Source organism: Streptosporangium sp. NPDC049046 (genome assembly GCF_040649155.1).
Classification (GTDB): domain Bacteria; phylum Actinomycetota; class Actinomycetes; order Streptosporangiales; family Streptosporangiaceae; genus Streptosporangium.
This window is the reverse complement of sequence record NZ_JBEZEZ010000014.1, coordinates 146135-164710: the sequence shown is the minus strand read 5'-3', so window position 1 is coordinate 164710 and position 18576 is coordinate 146135. Positions and strand designations below refer to the sequence as shown.

The following is an 18576-nucleotide window of genomic DNA, read 5'->3' as shown; positions in this document are numbered from 1 at the left end:
CGCGCGTCGCGTGAACAGGTGCCGAGGCGCAGCAAATGCAGGCAAAACTCGATTGTTTCCCAAAAAAGCCTATTCTTTTCGTGCGACTCCGCCGACGACCCAGACGGAATCCGGCCGGTGCGGTATCGCGCCCTCCGGCCGCCATTCGGGAATGTAGACGACGCCCGGTTCGACCGGCCTCAGCCCGTCGAGGAAGAGTTCGACCTCGGCCTTGGTGCGCAGGTTCGCACGGCGGGGACCGGTGATCGACCCGCTGTCCTGGAAGAGGGCGGCGAGCCGCGCGGTCCTGTCCGGGCACAGATCGGAGACCGCGTGGGAGAGGGCCATGTAGCTGCCCGGCGCGACGGCCTTCTGCAGGGCGGCGACGGCCTGCGTCGCCTCGACGTCGTCGGGAAGGTCGGCCAGGACCGAGAAGAGCAGGAGCGCCACGGGCTCGTCGAGATCGATCAGGCCGGTGAGGCCGGGATGCGCGAGGAGCCGCTCGGGGTCGCGCATGTCCGCCTCGACGACGATGGCCGGGCTGTCCTCCTTCAGGAGGGCCTGGGCGTGGACGACGACCATCGGATCGTTGTCGACGTAGACGACCCGCGCCTCGGGTGCGAGGCCGCGCAGGATCTGGTGCACGCTGCCCTGGGTCGGCAGGCCGCAGCCGATGTCGACGAACTGACGGATGCCGGCCTCGACCAGGAAGCGCACGACGCGGTCGAGGAATCTGCGCCCTTCCCGCGACATGGCGGGGAGCTCGGGGGCGATGGAGAGCGCCACCTGCGCGGCGGCCCGGTCGCTGGCGAAGTTGTCCTTGCCGCCCAGGAAGTAGTCCGATATCCGGCCCGCGTTCGGGATCGTGGGATCGAACCTGAGGCGCTCAGGTTGCGACGACGCCATGGTGTCCTCCGTCCGGCATGCGGTTCCAGCGGACATTATCGACCTTCTGCCCACGGGGTGAGGTGTTTCCTGCCAGAGCCTCCTTCCACTCGGGTAACTTTCCCGGCACTCGACCTTCGGTGACGGGCTCTCGCGCGTCGTCAGTGGCAGGCTTCCAGGTGGCGTTCTCCTGCCGGGGGCAGGGCGAAGGCCGCCCACACCGCCTTGCCCCGGCTCTCCAGCGGTGCCCAGCCCCACGTCTCGCTGACACCGTCGACCAACTGGAGTCCCCGGCCGTTCTCCGCCTCGTAGTCGGGCTCGCGCAGACAGGGGCCCTGGTCGCTGGGGTCGGTGACCGCGCACAGCACCGAGCGCTCGGTGTGGCAGAGGATCACCCTGACCTCGGGGAAGGAACGGGCGTGCGGGACACCTCGCGTGCCGTGGCGTACGGCGTTGGTCACGAGTTCGGAGACCACGATGCCGGTGTCGTCGATCAGCGGTTCCAGCTCCCAGGCCCGCAGCGCCTTGGTGGTGAACTCGCGGGCGGTCCGCGCCGCGCACGAGTCGTAACGGAGGCTGCGGACGGCCATCTGTAACTGGCCGGCGTGGTCCTCCCTACCGGCCCAGGGGGGCAGGCCGCTCGGGGGGAGCAGGTGATTAAGCATCGACAACCACCGTTCCCACCCTCCGATCTCAGCTCGGATGGGTGTGGCTTCGCGTCTTCGGTAACCAGTCATCGGCGACCTTGAGGAGGGGACGATCATGTGGCGAGGTTGATCCGTCTGCCATCTTGCCTTCCGTAATGTGCATAGGCAAGTACAGATGCACGTGCATCTGCACAAAAAGCCCTACACTCGGAGTGTTGTTTCCCTCCCTAATCAGTGAGAGGCGAGGATGAACCAGCTGTACAACGGCATGTCGGCCGCCCTGATGGACGGTGTCATATGGCGCAAGAGCCACTTCAGCAACCCCAGCGGCAACTGTGTGGAACTCGCGGAACTGCCCGACGGCAGGGTCGCGATGCGCAACTCCCGCGACCCCGAAGGCCCCGCGCTGATCTACACCCGCCGCGAGGCCGACGACTTCGTCCGAGGGGTGAAGAGCGGGGAGTTCGACGACCTGATCAATTGAAGATCCGCCACTGTGATTGAAAGATAAAATCTTCTATGGTCTGAGCGTGGCGAGCGGAGTACCGTGAAGGCTCGCGATCGCCACAAAGAGTGGGCGCAGGATCGCGTTCCGCGCCCGAAGGACTGCAGATGATCATGCCAAACGCCGACGGTCGGCCGGTCGGTCCCACCTCTGCGGCCTCCACGGCTCCCACGACCTCCATGGCCGCACCGCGAGGCAGCTCCACCGTGCTGCGGATCGTCCTGGGCGCACAGCTCCGCCGCCTGCGCGAGCAGCGGGGCATCACGCTGGAGGAGGCGGGGCACTCCATCCGCGCCTCGCACTCCAAGATCAGTCGCATGGAGCTCGGCAGGGTCAGCTTCCGGATCAGGGACGTGTCCGACCTGCTCACCCTGTACGGGGTGACGAGCGACGCCGATCGTGAGCCGTTCCTCTCCCTCGTCGAGAAGGCCAACCTCGCCGGCTGGTGGCACAACTACAACGACGTGCTGCCCGCCTGGTTCGAGACGTACGTGGGCCTGGAGGAGTCGGCCAGCGGCATCCGCAACTACGAGGTCCAGTTCGTTCCCGGCCTGCTGCAGAGCGAGGGCTACGCGCGGGCCGTCATCCGGCTGGGCTTCCCCTCGGCCTCCCCGGAGGAGCTGGACCGCAGGGTGAAACTGCGCATGGCACGTCAGCGGCTGCTGCACCGCCAGGACCCGCCCCATCTGTGGGCCGTGCTGGACGAGGCCGTGCTGCGCCGCCCTCTCGGCGGGGCCGAGGCGATGTGCGAGCAGATCGACCACATCCTGCGCGCGCTCGAACTGCCCAACGTGACCGTCCAGATCGTGCCCTTCAGCGTCGGCGGCCACGCTGCGGCCGGAGGTCCCTTCAGCATCCTGCGCTTCTCCCAGCCCGACCTGCCGGACATCGTCTACATGGAGCAGCTCACCAGCGCCGTCTACCTGGAGAAGCGCGACGACGTCGACAGCTACCTGGAGGTCATGGAGCGCCTGTGCATCGAGGCCGAGCCGGCCACGCGCACCCGCGAGATCCTCCTGGAGATCCGAGAGGGGTTCCAGGCGAGGCTCTGAGCCGGAAGCGGGCGCGGAACGACGGCGGGGCAACGGCGGGCTGGAAACGTCGGCGGGGAAACCCGGCTGCGTGGAAACGGCGGGCCAAGGGGACGGTGAGCCCGTGCGCGGCACAGGAAAGGGTCCGGCCGCAACCACCGGGGGGCGCCGTACGAAAATGTACGCATGAGATGTCTCGTGACCGGCGCGACCGGATACATCGGAGGGCGGCTCGTTCCCGAACTGCTGGACGCGGGGCACGAGGTCCGCTGCATGGTGAGGTCGGCCGGCCGCCTGCGCGACCAGCCGTGGGTCTCCCGGGTCGAGGTCGCCCAGGCCGACGCGGCCGACGCCGAGCAGGCGGCGAAGGCCCTGGAAGGCATCGATGTGGTCTACTACCTGATCCACACGATGGGCGGGGGGAGTGACTTCGCCGCCGCCGACCGCGAGGCGGCCACCACCTTCGCCGCCGCGTGCGAGCGCGCCGGGGTTCGCCGGGTCGTCTATCTCGGGGGCCTCGCGCCGGACGAGAGGCTCTCGCCGCACATGCGCTCCCGCGTCGAGGTGGGGGAGATCTTCCTGCGCTCCTCGGTGCCCGCGGTGGTGCTGCGGGCCGCGGTCATCATCGGATCGGGCTCGGCCTCCTTCGAGATGCTGCGCCACCTCACCGAGCGGCTGCCCGTGATGACGACGCCGCGGTGGGTGGGCACCAGGACGCAGCCCATCGCGATCCGCGACGTGCTGCGCTACCTCGTGGCCTGGGCCTCCGTCGAGGAGGAGGTGAACCGCTCCTTCGACATCGGCGGCCCGGACGTGCTCACCTACGCCGACATGATGCGGGTCTACGCGGAGGTCGCCGGCCTGCCCCGCAGGCTGATCATCCCGGTCCCGCTGCTGAGCCCCGGCCTCTCCAGCCACTGGGTGGGGCTGGTCACCCCGGTCCCGGCGAGCCTGGCCCGCCCGCTGGTGGAGTCGCTGCGCAACGAGGCCGTCTGCGGCGAGCACGACATCGCCCGCTACGTCGAGGACCCGCCGGGCGGGCTGATCGGGCTGAGGCGGGCGGTCGAACTCGCCCTCCAGCGCGTCAAGGAGGCCAAGGTCGTCACCCGCTGGTCCTCGGCCTCCACCCCCGGGGCGCCGAGTGACCCGCTGCCCACCGACCCCGACTGGGCGGGCGGCAGCCTGTACGTCGACGCGCGGGCCCGTCGGGTCGACGCCTCACCCGAGGCTCTGTGGGCGGTGATCGAGTCCGTCGGCGGCGAGGTGGGCTGGTACTCCCTGCCCCTGGCCTGGAGCCTGCGCGGTCTGCTCGACCGGCTGGTCGGTGGCGTGGGCCTGCGCAGAGGGCGTCGCGATCCCCGGCGGCTCTGGGTGGGCGACTCCGTCGACTTCTGGCGGGTCGAGGAGATCGAGCCGGGGCGCCTGCTGCGGTTGCGCGCGGAGATGCGCCTGCCCGGCCTCGCCTGGCTGGAGATGCGGGTGCTCACGTACCGGGGGGAGACCGTCTACGGCCAGCGGGCGATCTTCCATCCTCGTGGCCTGGCCGGGCACCTCTACTGGTGGTCGGTCGCGCCCTTCCACAGCCTGGTCTTCGGGCCGATGCTGCGCAACGTGGCGAGGGCCGCCGAGCGCGGCGGCCGGTCCGCCGTACACCCCTCCCCGGCCGGTGCCCCCCATGACGGCGGCCCGAGGGACACCGTCCCTCTCTGACCGTCTGCGGCCGCTCGTCACCGTTCGCCGGGGTTCACCAGGACGTCGACGACGTCGGAGTATCCGATCCCCTTGTGGGAGAACTGTCCCGCCACCGCCAGCTCAGCGAGACCGTGGGCGGTCGAGAACAGGGCCATCACCCTGGCCTTGGGCACCGGCCCCTCCCACGGGCCCTCCATGTCGAGCGCGGTCATCACCTGGTCGATCGCCGTCTCCAGATCCGGGTGGTGCCCGACGACGAACTCCGAGGCGAACACCAGCCGGTATTCCTCGGGGTGTGCGACGGCGTACTCGACGTAGCTCAGGTAGAAGGCCCGCAGCCGGTCGCGGGGGGTCTCGGCCGCCAGGACCGCGGCGGCGACGTGCGCGCTGAGATCGGTGATGACCCGGACGGCGAGTGCCGCGAGCAGGGCGGTCTTGTCGGCGAAGTGCCGGTAGGGGGCCGTACGGGACAGGCCTGCCAGGTCGCCGACGGCGCGTAGCGTCACGGCGTCGAGGCCCTCCTCGCGCAGCAGTCTCAGCGCGCTCTCGACCAGGCGGGTCCTGGTGCCGTCCACCACGTGGATCCCCTTTCCGGGCAGGCTGTGTTGACAACGTCAACGTATCTGGTTGACACTGTCAACATAATGTTGACGACGTCAACTGGAGAGTTATGAAGATAACGGTAAACGGGCTGCCCACCACGGTGGAGGCCGGCCCCGACGACGCCGCCGTGGACGTCCTGCGCGACGGTCTCGGCCTCACCGGCGCCAAGGCCGCCTGCCGCACCGGGGTCTGCGGCGCGTGCACGGTCATGGTGGACGGCGTGCCCCAGGCGAGCTGCCTGCTGCCGTCGGCCGCGCTGGAGGAGCGCGAGATCACCACCGCCGAAGGGCTCGACCACCCCGTCCAGCGGGCCCTCGCCGTCCACGACGGCCTGCAGTGCGGTTACTGCACGCCCGGATTCGCGGTCGAGGGCGCGGCCTTCGTCGACGCCTGGCGCGCCGAGCACGGCGACGTCGCGCCACCGCGCGAGCGGATCGCCGCGGCCCTCGCCGGTCATCTGTGCAGGTGTGGCGCGTACGAGGGCATCTACGCCGCGATCGCTGCCGCCTGCCGGGGAGAGCACGACGGCGCCGCGGGGACACCCGCCAGGGTGGAGGCGATGGACAAGGTCGCGGGCCGCGCTCGCTACACGACCGACGTGCGCCTCGAAGGCCAGCTGGAAGGCGTGGTCATCCGTTCCACGAGGGCGCACGCCCGCGTCACCTCGGTCACGGTGGACGCCGCCCACGTGGTCGACCTGCTGCCGCCCGACCGCGTCGTCCGCTACGCGGGCCAGCCCGTCGCCGCCGTCGCCGCCCCCACCCGCCGCGAGGCGCTCGCGATCGCGGAGGCCGCCGGGATCGGCTACGAGCCGAGGCCCGCCGCGCTCGACGACGCGCCGGACGCCCCGCCCGTCTACGACGAGGAGTCCAGAAAGCACGTCCCCAGCTCCAGCGAGGGGTTGGCACTTCCCGGCGCCTGGAACGGCAACGTGCGCGGTCCCTTCACCAGGGCGAGCTGGCGCGGGCGCACCGCCGCCAAGCGGATCGAGGCCGCCAGGCGCGACGCCGACCCCCGCCTGGTGACCGGCACGTTCACCACCGCCGTGCAGGTCCACACCCCGCTGGAGCCGCACGCCTGCGTCGCCCGCTGGGACGCCGAGGGCGACCTGCACCTGCACCTGTCCACCCAGACCGTGGTCATCACCGCCGAGCAGGCCGCCAAGCGGTGGGACCTGCCGGTCGAGCGGGTCCACATCGCCGCCGACCACGTCGGCGGCGGTTTCGGGGCCAAGGTCGGCGTCACCGTCGAGACGATCGCGGCCGTCGAGCTCGCCCGGGCCCATGGCGCGCCGGTGCGCGTGGTGCTCAGCCGGGCCGAGGAGCTCACCGACGCGGGCAACCGTCCGGGCACCCGCACCACCGTCGAACTGCTCACCGACGACCGGGGCGACCTCACCGCCCTCACCATGGACGTCCACGGGCGTGGCGGCGTGGCCATCGGGTCGTCCGTCGCGCTGATGGCCCGCCTCGTGTACGGCACCGCGCCCCGCAGGCTCCGCGACTACGACGTGGTCACCAACGAGTCGCCGGGCACCCCGTTCCGCGGGCCGGGGGCGCCGCCCATGCTCTGGGCGCTGGAGCAGGCGGTGGACGAGGCCGCCCACCGCAGGGGCGAGGACCCGATCGCGCTGCGGCGCCGCTGGGACGGCAACCGCAAACGGCACGCGCTCTACGACCTGGCCGCGGCCCTGCCCGAGTGGACGTCCAGGCCGCGTACCGGCTCCCAGACGGGGCGTTTCCGCCGGGGCGTCGGGGTGGCCGCCGCCAACTGGCTCTACATGCTCGACCCCGCCACAGAGGTGGAGCTGCGTGTCGAGGGTGACGTGGTCGTGGCCTCGACCGCGACCCAGGACATCGGGACCGGCGTCCGCACCGTCATCGCCGGCGTCGTGTGCGAGGAACTCGGACTGCCCGCCGAGCGCGTCCGCGTCGAGGTCGGCAGGACGGGCACCGTGCACGGGCCGGGCTCGATCGGCAGCCGCACCACGGCCTCGGTGGCCCCCGCCGCGCGCGACGCCGCGCGGCGCCTGCGCAAGCTGGGCCTGACCGACGGCGCCAGGGTGGTGGGCGGGCGCCGCCGCGACCGGCGCGGCTACGTCACCCCGTTCCCGGTGGGCGGCATGGCGATCGGCCGGGGGTTCAGCGGTTCCGTCCACGTCACCGAGGTCGAGGTCGACACCCGCCTCGGCACCGTCAGGCCGCTTCGGGTGTGGGCCGGGATCGCGGCGGGTCACATCTACGCCGAGCGGCCGGCACGCAGCCAGTGCGAGGGCGGTGTCGTGCAGGGCATCGGCTACGCCCTGTACGAGGAGCGGCTGGTCGACCCGGTCACCGGAAACGTGCTGACCGCGAACCTCGACGACTACCGCATCCCCGGCATCGGCGACACCCCCGAGATCACTGTGCACTTCCACCGCGACGGGTGGGAGCACGTCAAGGGCAACGGCGTCGGGGTCGGAGAGATCTCCACGGTCGGCGTGGCCGCCTCGGTGGGCAACGCCGTCCACAACGCCACCGGCTGGCGCCCTCACGACCTGCCCATCCGTCCCGACCGGCTCCTCGAAGGGATCACCCGTTGACCCCCTCCGCGCGGACGCGGCCGGACCCGTACCCGGCCCCCGGGAGGGGACGGCCGACGGCCCTCTCACCGGAGCACACCCCCCGCCTCACACTGGAAGGTGTTCGATGACCGTACTCACCGACCTCGGCGAGGCCGTACGGCGCGGGGGCGAGTTCCGCGCCGGAGGCACCGACCTGATGGGCCGCCGCGCGGCCGGACCGCACGTGGACCTGCGCGGCCTGCCCGATCTGTCCGGCGTCACCTGGCAGCCGGACGGCTCCGTCAGGATCGGCGCGCTCACCACGGTCGCGCGGGTGGCCCGCGACGCGCGCCTCGGCGCCACACACCCCTGCCTGGCGCTGACGGCGGCGGGTCTGGCCACACCCCAGATCCGCGAGGTGGCCACCGTCGGGGGCAACCTGTTGCAGCGCAACCGCTGCGCGTACTTCCGCAACCCGGCCTTCTCCTGCCACCAGAACGGCGGCGACCACTGCCCGGCCCGCGCCGGGCTCTCCCCGAACGCCGCGATCCTCGACAGCGGCCCGTGCGTCGCGCCGCACCCGTCGTCGCTGGCGGTGGCCCTGCTCGCCTGCGACGCCTCCGCCGAGACGCACGGCAGGGAGCCGTTCCCCGTCGCCGACCTGTACGGAGACGGTTCGGACCCCTCCCGGGACCATCTGCTGGACCCGGGGGAGATCCTCACCTCCGTCGTCCTGCCGCCGCCCGTGCCCGGGGAGCGGGCCGCCTACCACCGCGCGATCGGCAGGTCCGAGGCCGAGTGGCCGCTGGTGGAGGCCGCGGCGCGGCTGGGCGTCGACGACGGGAGGATCACCTTCGCCAGGGTGGCCGTGGGAGGTGTCGCCCGCGTCCCCGTACGCCTGCCCGAGGTCGAGGAGGCACTCCTGGCGGGCGAGCCCCTCGACCGGGCGGCCGGGCTGGCGGCCGCCCGGTGCGCTCCGGCGGCCCGCAACCACTACAAGATCGCGCTGCTCGCCGGGACCGTCCTGGAGGTGCTGGAACGCGCGAGCGGAACCGGCGAGACCCGCTGACCACCCGGCGCCCCCCGCCGTGCCGTCCGGTCACGGCGGGGGCGCCGGTGGGGACGCGTCATCCCGTACGCTCGACGATCAACCAGGGGTGTGCCGTTCGGCTGTGCCGGGCCACCCGTTCGTTCGGGCTGTCGACGACCTCCTCTTTCGTCAGGCCGCCTCGACGCCGAGGTGCGTGCGGTGGTGCTCGGGGGTGTCGATCTCGTCGAGCAGCGCGATCGCGAAGTCGGCGTAGGAGATGCGGCTGGCCGCCTCGGCGGGGGCCACGCGGTAGCGGCCGGTACGGGCGCCGCCGTGGTCGAAGTCACCGGCCGGGCTGACGACCAGCCAGTCGAGCGAGGCGGGGGTGGTGCGCAGCACCTCGTTTCCTGCCGCGTGCCCCAGGTAGAACGACCGGTACTCCTGCGGGTAGCCGGGCGTGTCCATCAGGAGCGTCCCCGAGGAGGTCGCCAGCACCGACGCCAGGCCGACCGTCAGCAGCCGGGCCACTCCCGCCCTCGTCAGCCCGTCGAGCAGGGCGCGGGCGGCGTCGGCGAAGAAGACGTCGTGCGCCGCGCCCGCGTCGTAGACGGAGCTGATCGCGGCGTCGTGACCCTCGGCGAGCCGCGCGACACCGTTCGCGTCCGTGACGTCGCCGGCGACGATCCGCACACCGTCCGCGGCCAGGTCACCGTGCCCGGCCGGGTCGCGCACGACCGCGGTGACCTGGTGCCCGCGCCGGAGGGCCTCGTGGACGGCCGCCCGGCCGCCCCGGCCGCCGGCACCGAAGACGATGATCCTGCTCATTGGAACCCCTCGTGTCCAGGGCCGGACCTGATCGCCGGCCGCTGCCGGGAGATTAACCGGGCAGGTGGTTACCACCGGGATACCCGGCCACCCGTGGTTCGGCGCGACGGTCGGCGGTGGTCCCCAGCGGGATCCCCGGCTAGCGTGAAGGGGTGACAGAGCCCCTCGATCCGGAGATGTTCGATCCGGTCTGCCCGTCCGACCTCACGCCCATCCGCTTCGGCGACAAATGGGCAGGGATGATCATCCGCTGCCTCGAAGGCGGGCCGCGACGGTTCTCCGAGCTTCGGATCCCCCTGCGCGGCATCACCGCGAAGGTGCTCACCCAGTCGCTCCGGACGCTCGCGCGCGATGGCCTGATCGTGCGCACCGTTCATCCCGCCCAGCGGGTCGAGTACGCGCTGACGCCGCTCGGCCGCAGCCTGCTCGAACCGATGAACGCCGCGTGCGCCTGGGCGCAGGAGCACTGGGAGGAGCTCCTCGACGCCCGCGAGGCCTCCTCCGCCGCTTCGTCGTACGGGCTCGGCCGTACGGGGTAGGTGCCCGGCGGATCCAGGGGGACCGGTGGCGCGGGAAGGTGGGGCCGATACCTCCGGGACGCCTCCCGGAGGTACGACGTGGGGTCGGGGCGGGCCACTCGTGGCGTGGCGCCATGAGCGGGACGGGCGCGCCGTGACCAGGCCCGTCTCGCGGACGGATGACGGAGACCGACTAGTGATCTACTTTGTAAAGGCGTCGGGTCGGTGAAAATCCCCCCGCCAGGAAACCCCGGTTCTTCGCCTGTCACGGAGGCGAACGCGAGTCCGGTGGAGAGTCCTCACCTCAGGGTGGTCGCCAGGTGCTTGGCGAGTCCCTCGGAGGCGGCCCTGACCATCTCCAGCACCTCGGTGAAGCCCTCGCGCTCGCCGTAGTAGGGGTCGGGCACCTCGGCGCCCTCGGGGGCGGCGGGGTCGAAGGAGCGGAACAGGCGCACGTCCGCGCCCGCGGGGGCGAGGCGGCGCAGGGCGCCGAGGTTGTGGGCGTCCATGGCCAGCACCAGGTCGACCCGGTCGTACCAGTCGCTCAGGAACTGCCTGGCCCGGTGCTCCGAGCCGTCATAGCCGTGGTCGGAGAGCGTCTCGGCGGCCCGCGCGTCCATCGGGCCGCCCTGGTGCCAGCCGCCGGTGCCCGCGCTGTCGACCGTGACGAGGTCACCGAGGCCGTGGTCGTCAAGGGTCTTCCTCAGCACGACCTCGGCCATGGGGGAGCGGCAGATGTTTCCCAGGCACACCACGCATATGTGATAACTCATGCTTATCAGGATGCCGCCTGCCCGGGGGGTGATGGCCGGGAGAACGGCCGTTTCTATGTCGATTTCCGTGTCGATCGGTTCCCGCCGGAGCGGCGCGCGGGAGTCTCCGTGGCCGCGAGGGGAGCGTGATCGCCCCGGCCGGTGACCGGGTCCGAGGGGGGACGCGGTCCGCGGCTAGCATGTCGCCCGGTAGAGCGGAATCGGGGAAGGATCGGCTGTTGAAGGATCTCGGGGAGGACCTCCGCGCGTTCTGGCGGGAGCGTCATCTGTGCACGATGACCACCGTGCGCGCCGACGGCACGCCGCACGTCGTTCCGGTGGGGGTGACGCTGGACGCCGACTCGGGGATCGCGAGGGTGATCACCTCGGGCGGCTCGCACAAGGTCCGCCATGTGCTCGCGGCGGGTGACGGTGGGGCGGCCGTCGCGGTCTGCCAGGTGGACGGGCGCCGCTGGTCGACCCTGGAGGGGCGTGCGGTGATCCGTACCGACCCCGAGTCGGTCGCCGACGCCGAGCGCCGCTACGCCGAGCGTTATCGGGTGCCGAGGGAGAATCCCGCCCGCGTCGTGGTCGAGATCCGCCTCACCCGGGTGCTGGGCAATGTCTGAGCCCTCCTCCGCCGATTCCACCGCCGTCGATCCCGCCGTTGTCGTCGTCGGGATCGGAGACGACGGCTGGGCCGGTCTGTCGCAGGCGGCGCGACGCGAGCTGTGCGCCGCCGAGGTTCTGATGGGCAGCGCCAGGCAACTGCGGCTCGTCCCGGAGATCGGCATCGAGCGCGCTGCCGGGCACGGTGTCGAGCCGGGAACCGAACCCGGTGGCGACCACGGTGCGAGGTTCGGTGGCGAGTCGGGCGTCGAGCGGGGAGCCGAACTCGGTGTCGACTCCGGTGCGGACCGTGGTGCCGAGCGCGTCGTCTGGCCCTCGCCGCTTCTGCCCGCCCTGCCCTCGCTGCTCGCCTCCCACCGGGGCCGCAGGGTTTGCGTACTGGCCAGTGGCGACCCCATGTTCCACGGCATCGGTACGACCCTGGTGCGGCTGCTCGGCGCCGGCCGGGTGCGGGTCCTGCCGCACCCGTCGTCGGTCTCCCTCGCCTGCGCGCGGCTCGGGTGGGCGGCCGACCGTGTCGAGGTGGTCAGCCTCGTGACGCGTCCCGTCGAGGTGCTGCACCCGGTCGTCCACGAAGGCCGTCGCGTCCTGGTCCTCAGTGCCGACGGCCGGACTCCGGCCCGGGTCGCGGCGTTGCTCGCCGCCCGAGGTCACGGCGCGAGCACGGTGACGGTTCTGGAGCGGCTGGGCGGCGCCGGGGAGCGCGTGGTCTCGGGTAGGGCGGACACCTGGTCGCCGGCCGTGACCCACGATCTCAACGTCGTCGCCGTGGAGTGCCGCGCGGACGCCGGGACGGTCGCGCTGCCGCGCCTTCCCGGCCTGCCCGACGAGGCGTTCGAGCACGACGGGCAGCTCACCAAGAGCGAGGTGCGCGCGGTCACCCTGTCCCGGCTGGCTCCCGTTCCCGGGGAGCTGCTGTGGGACGTCGGTGCGGGGGCGGGCAGCATCGGCATCGAGTGGATGCGCGCGCATCCGGACAACCGGGCCGTCGCGGTGGAGTCGCGTCCGGACAGGGCGGCGGTGGTGGCACGCAACGCCGCGGCGCTGGGCGTTCCCGGTCTAGACGTGGTGACCGGTGCCGCTCCGGCCGCGCTCGCCGGGCTGGAGACGCCCGACGCGGTCTTCGTCGGCGGGGGGCTGACGGTCGCCGGGATGGTGGAGGCGTGCTGGGAGGCGCTGAGGCCGGGGGGCAGGCTGGTGGCGAACGCGGTGACCGTCGAGTCCGAGGCGGTCCTGGCCCGCTGGCACGGCGGGCTCGGTGGCGACATGGTCCGGCTCGCGGTCAGCAGGACCTCTCCGGTCGGTGGGTTCACCGGCTGGCGGCCCATGATGCCCGTCACGATCTGGACCGTGCTCAAGCCGCCCGCCCTGGAGGAGAAGCGATGACGGTACGTTTCATCGGCGCCGGGCCGGGCGCCGCGGATCTCATCACCGTGCGGGGAGCGCGGGCGATCGCGTCCGCGCCGGTGTGCCTGTACGCGGGATCGCTGGTCCCCGCCGAGTTGCTGGAGTCGTGCCCGCGGGGCGCGCGGTTGGTCGACACCGCGCGGATGAACCTGGAGGAGATCGTCGCGGAGATGGTCGCCGCCCACCGGGCGGGGGAGGACGTGGCCAGGCTGCATTCCGGTGACCCGTCGGTGTTCAGCGCGATGGCCGAGCAGATGCGGCGGCTGGACGCCGAGGGAGTGCCGTACGAGGTGATCCCGGGGGTGCCCGCCTTCGCGGCGGCGGCGGCGTCGCTGGGGCGTGAGCTGACGGTGCCGGGGGTGGGGCAGACGGTGGTGCTGACCCGCACCTCGGTGCGCGCCACTCCCATGCCCGAGGGCGAGGATCTGGGCACGCTCGGTCGTAGCCGGGCCACGATGGTCCTGCACCTGGCGGTGCAGCGTGTCGAGGCCGTCGTGGCGGAGCTCGTTCCCAACTACGGTGCCGACTGTCCGGTGGCGGTGGTGGCGAGGGCGAGCCGCGACGACGAGGTGATCCTGCGCGGCACCCTGGCCGACATCGCCGGGCAGGTCCGCGACGCGGGGATCCTCCGCACCGCGGTGATCGTCGTCGGACGGGTGCTGACCGCCTCGGAGTTTCCCGACAGTCACCTGTACTCCGCGGCCCGCTGCCGTGACTGACCCCGTGCTGAAGGTCCTGATCCTGGGGGGCACCGACGAGGCCAGGCGGCTCGCCGCCGTGCTCGCCGGTCGCCCGCGGACGCACGTGGTGTCCTCGCTGGCGGGCCGGGTGCGTGATCCGAAGCTGCCGGTGGGGGAGGTGCGCGAGGGAGGCTTCGGTGGTCCCGGCGGGCTCGCGGCGTGGCTGGTGGAGCACGGCGTCCAGGTCGTCGTGGACGCCACGCATCCGTTCGCGGCCAGGATGAGCGCTTCGGCGGCCGAGGCGGCGGCCCGTACGGGTCTGCCGTCGCTGATCCTGCGACGGCCCGGCTGGCGGGCGGCTCCCGGTGACGACTGGCGCTGGGTGCCCTCTTTGGAGGCCGCCGCCGAGTTGTTGCCCTCGCTGGGGGAGCGGGTGTTCCTGACCACGGGACGTCGCAGCCTGCCGGTCTTCGCGGGTCTCGACGGGCAGTGGTTCCTGGCCCGTTCGGTGGACCGGCCGGGGCCGGTGGTGCCGCGACGTCTGGAGGTGCTGCTGAGCCGGGGGCCGTTCACGGTGGACGGCGAGCTGGCCCTGATGCGCGAGCATCGGGTGGAGGTGCTGGTCACCAAGGACAGCGGTGGTGAGATGACCACCGCGAAGCTGTTCGCCGCCCGTGAGCTCGGATTGCCGGTCGTGATCGTACGCCGGCCGCCGCTGCCCGAGGGGGTGGTCTCGGTGGGGACCGTCGAGGCGGCGCTCGCCTGGCTGGAGAGCGCGACCGGTCCCGGTGGGGGTGCGGGGGCCGGTCCGGGGCTTCGGGCCCGGCACGCCGGCGAGCGGTGAGGGCCGGACTCGCCCTCACCGCGTGACGGCTCCTCGACGGTTGAGGAGGAGCCGTCACGTCCGGGTCAGGCGGGATAGCGGCGGGGGGTGAACACCACCCGGTCGCCGTCACCTCGCTCGACCACCCGGGTGGTGGACGAGCCCACCAGCAGCAGGCAGCGCATGTCGATCGTGCCGGGGTCCAGGTCGCCGAGGGTGGTGACGGTCATGTGCTCGTCGGCCCCGCCGACGTCGCGGCCGACGACCACGGGGGTCTGCGGCGCGCGGTGCTCGAGCAGCAGGTCCCGCGCGGCGGCCACCTGCCAGGTACGGCTCTTCGAGGCCGGGTTGTAGAGGGCCAGGACGAGGTCGGCCTTCGCCGCGGCGCTGATCCGCTCGGCGACCACCTCCCAGGGTTTGAGCAGGTCCGACAGCGACAGCACGCAGTAGTCGTGGCCGAGGGGCGCGCCGGCCCTGCTCGCCACCGCGTGCGCCGCGGTCAGGCCGGGCAGCACCCGTACCGGCACGTCCGCGAACCTCGGCTCGCACGCCACCTCCAGCACCGCGCTGGCCATCGCGAACACCCCGGGGTCGCCCGAGGAGACCACGGCCACCCTCGACCCGGCCGCGGCCAGTTCCAGCGCGTGCGCGGCCCTCTCGGCCTCCACCCGGTTGTCGGTGGGGTGGCGGCGCTGGCGAGGGTTGGGCGGGACGCGGTCCAGGTAGGGGCCGTACCCGACGAGTTCGTCGACCTCGGCGAGCGCCTCCTGCGCCTGCGGGGTCAGCCACGGACGTCCGGCGGGGCCGAGTCCCACCACGACCACCTCGCCGCGCGCCCTCGCCTCGCCCTGGGTCTCGGCTATGGCGGCGGGCGCGGGGCTCGACGCGTTGACGGGGCTCGGGATCAGCGCCAGTGAGAAGTACGGGACGCTGCCGGGGTCGACCTCGGCCAAAGGCGCCAGGCGCTGCTGCCCGGTGGTGGCGCGCTCGACGTACCAGGCCTCGTCGAGACGCCCGGCCTCGGCCAGCGCGTCGCGGACCTTGGTGAAGGTACGGCCGAGTTTCAGCACCGCGGCCGAGTCGGTGGCCGCCAGGCGCTCGGCGAGCACCTCGGCGGGGAGCGTCCCCGGCAGCACGGTCAGGACCTCGTCCCGCTCGACCAGCGGGCGGCCCAGGACCGCCGAGGCGCCGCTCACCGACGTCACGCCCGGCACGACCTCGGTGACGTAGCGGTGCGACAGACGCTTGTGCATGTGCATGTACGAGCCGTAGAAGAGCGGGTCGCCCTCGCACAGCACCACCACGTCGCGCCCGGCGTCCAGATGGGCGGCCAGCCGCACCGCGCAGGCGGCGTAGAAGTCGTCGATCGCCCCCTGGTAGCCGCCGGGGTGGTCGGTGGTCTCGGTGGTGAGCGGGTAGATGAGCGCCTCCTCGACCTGCCCCTGCCGCAGGTAGGGAGCGGCCACCGAGCGGGCGATGCTGCGGCCGTGGCGGGCACTGTGGAAGGCGATCACGTCCGCCTCGCCGATCAGGCGGGCGGCCTTGACGGTCACCAGCTCGGGGTCGCCGGGGCCGAGTCCCACGCCCCACAGCCGTCCGGTCACGCGTGTGCTCACGTCGTCGCTCACTCCTCCTCGCTCGCGATCGCGTTGACCGCGGCGGCGGTCATCGCGCTTCCGCCCCGGCGTCCGTTCACGACGAGGTGTTCCAACCTCGCCGGGTGCTCGGCGAGGGCCTGTTTGGACTCGGCGGCGCCGATGAAGCCGACCGGGACGCCGAGTACGGCGGCCGGGCGGCCCGCGCCCTCCTCGACCATCTCCAGCAGCCGGAACAGCGCGGTCGGCGCGTTGCCGATCGCGACCACCGAGCCCTGGAGCCTGTCGCGCCACAGTTCCAGTGCCGCGGCGCTGCGGGTGGTGCCCAGCCGCGCGGCGAGCTCCGGCACGCGGGGGTCGCCGAGGGTGCAGATCACCTCGTTGCCCGCGGGAAGGCGGCGCCGGGTCACCCCCGAGGCGACCATCATGGCGTCGCAGAGCACCGGAGCGCCCGCCTGGAGCGCCTCGCGCGCCGAGGCCACGACACCGGGCGACCAGCGCAGGTCGCTCACCAGGTCGACCATCCCGCAGGCGTGGATCATACGGACCGCGACCCGGGCGACGTCTGCGGGCAGGCCGTCCAGGTCGGCTTCCGTGCGGATGGTGGCGAAGGAGCGGCGGTAGATCTCCGCGCCGTCGCGGACGTAGTCGATCACATTTCCCCTCTGGCGGCCGCCACCGCGGCCGCGGTCTCCTCGATGCCGGAGCAGGTCAGGGCGGTGCCGTCCAGTTCCAGGCGGTAACCGTCACCGGTGGCGATCACGTCTGCGACCCGTCCCCTCGGGCGGCCGCAGCGCCTGGCGCAGCCCGCCCAGTGCACGGGGAGCGTATCGGTGCCCGGCCCCATCGTGGACGGCGGGGCCATGCCGATGGCGGTGGCGGCGTCGGCCTGGACGTCGGCGAGGGATTTGGCGCAGCCGGGGCGGCCGGTGCAGGCCGTCACACCGATCCAGGGGGAGGCGGGGTCGACGACCAGCCCGGCGGCCTCCAGACGGGCGGCCGTGCCCGTGACCTCGGCGCGGTCCAGGCCGGGCAGGACCACACCGCGCCATGGCGTGAGCCGGATCTCCCCGCCCGAGGCGGCGTCGGCGAGCAGCAGTGCCTGCGCGGAGGTCAGCCGCCCCAGGGGGATCGCCACTCCGAGCGCCACCCGCGTGCCCTCGTTTCCTGGACCGTCCGTGTCCCTGTCTCCGTGGCCTGCGGCCTTTCCGGGACCTGTCTCTCCGGTGACGCCGGTTCGGTTCCCTCGCCGGTCCGTGCTCTCGATGACGCCGACCGGCCCGGAGGTCACGACGTGCGGTCTCACCGGCTCGAAGGGAGGTGTGTCGGGGAGTCCGAGAGCGGTTCGCACCCGGGTGGCGATCCGGGAGGGCCCGTCGGGAAGTTCGGCGATCCGCCAGGCGGTGACGTCCCGGGTGGCCAGTTCGTCGAGGAACGCCTCGGCGGCGGCGAGCAGGACGGTCACGGCTTCGTCGAGCGGTACGCGCAGGCCGGTGTCGGTTCCGGCGAGGAGCAGCGCGGCCTCGTCCGGCGCCGTGGGCAGGATCGTGGCGTCCGCGCCCAGGCCGGCCACGTCTCCCCGTCCGTCGTCGAGGGCGAACATGAACCGTCCCGGCAGGGCGGCGAGGGCCGGGCGAGCACACAGTCGTCGATCCAGTTCGCCGATCAGAGGGGTGATGTCGGCGATCCCACGGCCGTTCGTTTTCGTGCCGTTCGGAGCATCCCCGCCGTTCGGTCCGCTCGGCCTGCTTGGCTCGTTGATTCCGCTTGGTTCGGGGGGTCCGGTTGGTCTGTTCGGTCTGCCGAATTTGTTTGGTTCGGCCGATCCAGCCGGTCTGCCGGGTTCGTTTGGTTCGGCCGGTCCGTCCACTCCGGTCAGCGGGGAGGCGAGGATGTTGCGGATGCGCTCGTGTGTCGCCGAGGGCAGCAGGCCCGCTCTCGCCATCCGCGCGGCGAATCCGTTTTCCGGACCGCTTTCTGGATTCTCCGGCCCGAGACCGCGCACCTGGACGTTCGCCCGGGAGGTGAGCTCGATGACGCCGTTGCCGTACGCCGTGGCGGCGTCGGCGAGTTCGCGCAGCTGGTAGGGGGTGAGGCGACCTCCGGGTATGCGGACGCGGGCCAGGCCGCCGTCCGCGGCGGGGTGGACCTGGAGGGCCCCGGGGCACGCGTCGAGTCGCGATCGTCCGGAAAAGTCGGCAATGGACACTCAGAGGATGTTAATGCCAGTTTCTTGCAATGCCCCGGACTGCCGTAGTGTCATCGATGGCGACGGCAAGGGAGGAAGCCGGTGTGAATCCGGCGCGGTCCCGCCACTGTAACCGGGGAGCGAACCCCACCCGGGCCACTGTCCGACGAAGGACGGGAAGGCCGGGGTGAGCACCGATCCGGGAGCCAGGAGACTCCAGCCGTCGTGGCCGACGACGACCCGG

The 18576-nt window shown here is 72.6% G+C and carries 18 protein-coding genes and 1 riboswitch; of the genes, 10 read left to right on the top strand and 8 right to left on the bottom strand.

Annotation, left to right across the window (positions count from 1 at the left end; genetic code table 11):
• Nucleotides 1–69: 69 nt before the first annotated feature.
• Together AB0B96_RS21460 and AB0B96_RS21455 are read right to left on the bottom strand one after the other, a co-directional pair.
• Complete coding sequence (locus AB0B96_RS21460; protein WP_362901079.1) at nucleotides 70–885, bottom strand: SAM-dependent methyltransferase; 816 nt, start codon at nucleotides 883–885, stop codon at nucleotides 70–72.
• Nucleotides 886–1025: 140 nt separating this feature from the next.
• A complete protein-coding gene (locus AB0B96_RS21455) occupies nucleotides 1026–1529 on the bottom strand; it encodes an ATP-binding protein (protein WP_350946382.1) in 504 nt (167 codons plus the stop codon).
• 229 nt (nucleotides 1530–1758) lie between these two features.
• Here AB0B96_RS21455 and AB0B96_RS21450 point away from each other — a divergent pair, with 229 nt between their 5' ends.
• The 3 genes from AB0B96_RS21450 (at nucleotide 1759) to AB0B96_RS21440 (ending at nucleotide 4757) form a co-directional block, all read left to right on the top strand.
• Nucleotides 1759–1995 carry a DUF397 domain-containing protein gene (locus AB0B96_RS21450; protein WP_362901077.1) on the top strand — a complete coding sequence of 79 codons (237 nt, stop codon included), beginning with the start codon at nucleotides 1759–1761 and terminating at the stop codon, nucleotides 1993–1995.
• Between the two features lie 128 nt (nucleotides 1996–2123).
• Complete coding sequence (locus AB0B96_RS21445; protein WP_362901075.1) at nucleotides 2124–3068, top strand: helix-turn-helix transcriptional regulator; 945 nt, start codon at nucleotides 2124–2126, stop codon at nucleotides 3066–3068.
• Between the two features lie 165 nt (nucleotides 3069–3233).
• Nucleotides 3234–4757, top strand: a complete 1524-nt coding sequence (locus AB0B96_RS21440; RefSeq protein WP_362901073.1) for an SDR family oxidoreductase — start codon at nucleotides 3234–3236, stop codon at nucleotides 4755–4757.
• A 17-nt stretch (nucleotides 4758–4774) separates the two neighbouring features.
• On the opposite strand, the gene AB0B96_RS21435 is transcribed toward AB0B96_RS21440, so the two are convergent.
• On the bottom strand, nucleotides 4775–5317 hold the full coding sequence (locus AB0B96_RS21435) for a TetR/AcrR family transcriptional regulator (RefSeq protein WP_362901071.1): 543 nt from the start codon (nucleotides 5315–5317) through the stop codon (nucleotides 4775–4777).
• Between the two features lie 92 nt (nucleotides 5318–5409).
• Between AB0B96_RS21435 and AB0B96_RS21430 the strand changes: the two genes are divergently transcribed.
• Nucleotides 5410–7923 carry a molybdopterin-dependent oxidoreductase gene (locus tag AB0B96_RS21430; protein WP_362901069.1) on the top strand — a complete coding sequence of 838 codons (2514 nt, stop codon included), beginning with the start codon at nucleotides 5410–5412 and terminating at the stop codon, nucleotides 7921–7923.
• 106 nt (nucleotides 7924–8029) lie between these two features.
• On the top strand, nucleotides 8030–8953 hold the full coding sequence (locus AB0B96_RS21425) for an FAD binding domain-containing protein (RefSeq protein ID WP_362901067.1): 924 nt from the start codon (nucleotides 8030–8032) through the stop codon (nucleotides 8951–8953).
• Nucleotides 8954–9103: 150 nt separating this feature from the next.
• Here AB0B96_RS21425 and AB0B96_RS21420 read toward each other — a convergent pair whose 3' ends face one another.
• Nucleotides 9104–9739, bottom strand: a complete 636-nt coding sequence (locus tag AB0B96_RS21420) for an NAD(P)H-binding protein (protein ID WP_362901065.1) — start codon at nucleotides 9737–9739, stop codon at nucleotides 9104–9106.
• A gap of 152 nt (nucleotides 9740–9891) precedes the next feature.
• Here AB0B96_RS21420 and AB0B96_RS21415 point away from each other — a divergent pair, with 152 nt between their 5' ends.
• Nucleotides 9892–10278: a helix-turn-helix domain-containing protein gene (locus AB0B96_RS21415; protein ID WP_350946229.1), complete on the top strand. Its 387-nt coding sequence runs from the start codon at nucleotides 9892–9894 to the stop codon at nucleotides 10276–10278.
• A 278-nt stretch (nucleotides 10279–10556) separates the two neighbouring features.
• Here AB0B96_RS21415 and AB0B96_RS21410 read toward each other — a convergent pair whose 3' ends face one another.
• Complete coding sequence (locus tag AB0B96_RS21410; protein ID WP_362901063.1) at nucleotides 10557–11030, bottom strand: low molecular weight protein-tyrosine-phosphatase; 474 nt, start codon at nucleotides 11028–11030, stop codon at nucleotides 10557–10559.
• A 179-nt stretch (nucleotides 11031–11209) separates the two neighbouring features.
• Here AB0B96_RS21410 and AB0B96_RS21405 point away from each other — a divergent pair, with 179 nt between their 5' ends.
• From AB0B96_RS21405 to AB0B96_RS21390, 4 genes are read left to right on the top strand one after another with little or no spacing between them, the layout of a single operon-like run.
• Nucleotides 11210–11638: a TIGR03618 family F420-dependent PPOX class oxidoreductase gene (locus AB0B96_RS21405; protein ID WP_362901061.1), complete on the top strand. Its 429-nt coding sequence runs from the start codon at nucleotides 11210–11212 to the stop codon at nucleotides 11636–11638.
• The gene (cbiE, locus tag AB0B96_RS21400) at nucleotides 11631–13025 is read left to right on the top strand and encodes a precorrin-6y C5,15-methyltransferase (decarboxylating) subunit CbiE (protein WP_362901059.1); all 1395 of its coding nucleotides are present in this window, start codon (nucleotides 11631–11633) and stop codon (nucleotides 13023–13025) included. Before AB0B96_RS21405 ends, cbiE begins: the two co-directional genes overlap by 8 nt.
• Nucleotides 13022–13765 carry a precorrin-4 C(11)-methyltransferase gene (gene cobM, locus AB0B96_RS21395; RefSeq protein WP_362901057.1) on the top strand — a complete coding sequence of 248 codons (744 nt, stop codon included), beginning with the start codon at nucleotides 13022–13024 and terminating at the stop codon, nucleotides 13763–13765. Before cbiE ends, cobM begins: the two co-directional genes overlap by 4 nt.
• A 7-nt stretch (nucleotides 13766–13772) precedes the next feature.
• Nucleotides 13773–14570 (top strand): cobalt-precorrin-6A reductase, encoded by a 798-nt coding sequence (locus AB0B96_RS21390; protein WP_362901194.1) that lies wholly within the window; start codon nucleotides 13773–13775, stop codon nucleotides 14568–14570.
• A gap of 65 nt (nucleotides 14571–14635) precedes the next feature.
• Here the strand turns inward: AB0B96_RS21390 and AB0B96_RS21385 are convergent, their stop codons facing one another.
• Genes AB0B96_RS21385 through AB0B96_RS21375 form a run of 3 tightly spaced genes read right to left on the bottom strand, consistent with a single transcriptional unit; the run spans nucleotide 14636 to nucleotide 18353 of the window.
• Entirely contained in the window at nucleotides 14636–16153 is a 1518-nt protein-coding gene (locus tag AB0B96_RS21385; protein WP_362901192.1) for a precorrin-2 C(20)-methyltransferase, read from the bottom strand.
• A gap of 20 nt (nucleotides 16154–16173) precedes the next feature.
• Entirely contained in the window at nucleotides 16174–16800 is a 627-nt protein-coding gene (locus AB0B96_RS21380) for a precorrin-8X methylmutase (RefSeq protein ID WP_362901055.1), read from the bottom strand.
• Nucleotides 16797–18353 (bottom strand): precorrin-3B synthase, encoded by a 1557-nt coding sequence (locus AB0B96_RS21375; RefSeq protein ID WP_362901053.1) that lies wholly within the window; start codon nucleotides 18351–18353, stop codon nucleotides 16797–16799. The genes AB0B96_RS21380 and AB0B96_RS21375 overlap by 4 nt, the downstream gene beginning before the upstream one ends.
• A gap of 21 nt (nucleotides 18354–18374) precedes the next feature.
• Nucleotides 18375–18570: riboswitch (cobalamin riboswitch) on the top strand.
• Nucleotides 18571–18576 lie beyond the last annotated feature (6 nt).

Bases quoted from the DNA above. Each gene is read 5' to 3' on its own strand.
- AB0B96_RS21460 (WP_362901079.1), bottom strand. From the start codon at position 885: ATGGCGTCGTCGCAACCTGAGCGCCTCAGGTTCGATCCCACGATCCCG.
- AB0B96_RS21455 (WP_350946382.1), bottom strand. From the start codon at position 1,529: ATGCTTAATCACCTGCTCCCCCCGAGCGGCCTGCCCCCCTGGGCCGGT.
- AB0B96_RS21450 (WP_362901077.1), top strand. From the start codon at position 1,759: ATGAACCAGCTGTACAACGGCATGTCGGCCGCCCTGATGGACGGTGTC.
- AB0B96_RS21445 (WP_362901075.1), top strand. From the start codon at position 2,124: ATGATCATGCCAAACGCCGACGGTCGGCCGGTCGGTCCCACCTCTGCG.
- AB0B96_RS21440 (WP_362901073.1), top strand. From the start codon at position 3,234: ATGAGATGTCTCGTGACCGGCGCGACCGGATACATCGGAGGGCGGCTC.
- AB0B96_RS21430 (WP_362901069.1), top strand. From the start codon at position 5,410: ATGAAGATAACGGTAAACGGGCTGCCCACCACGGTGGAGGCCGGCCCC.
- AB0B96_RS21425 (WP_362901067.1), top strand. From the start codon at position 8,030: ATGACCGTACTCACCGACCTCGGCGAGGCCGTACGGCGCGGGGGCGAG.
- AB0B96_RS21420 (WP_362901065.1), bottom strand. From the start codon at position 9,739: ATGAGCAGGATCATCGTCTTCGGTGCCGGCGGCCGGGGCGGCCGGGCG.
- AB0B96_RS21410 (WP_362901063.1), bottom strand. From the start codon at position 11,030: ATGAGTTATCACATATGCGTGGTGTGCCTGGGAAACATCTGCCGCTCC.
- AB0B96_RS21405 (WP_362901061.1), top strand. From the start codon at position 11,210: ATGTCGCCCGGTAGAGCGGAATCGGGGAAGGATCGGCTGTTGAAGGAT.
- cbiE (WP_362901059.1), top strand. From the start codon at position 11,631: ATGTCTGAGCCCTCCTCCGCCGATTCCACCGCCGTCGATCCCGCCGTT.
- cobM (WP_362901057.1), top strand. From the start codon at position 13,022: ATGACGGTACGTTTCATCGGCGCCGGGCCGGGCGCCGCGGATCTCATC.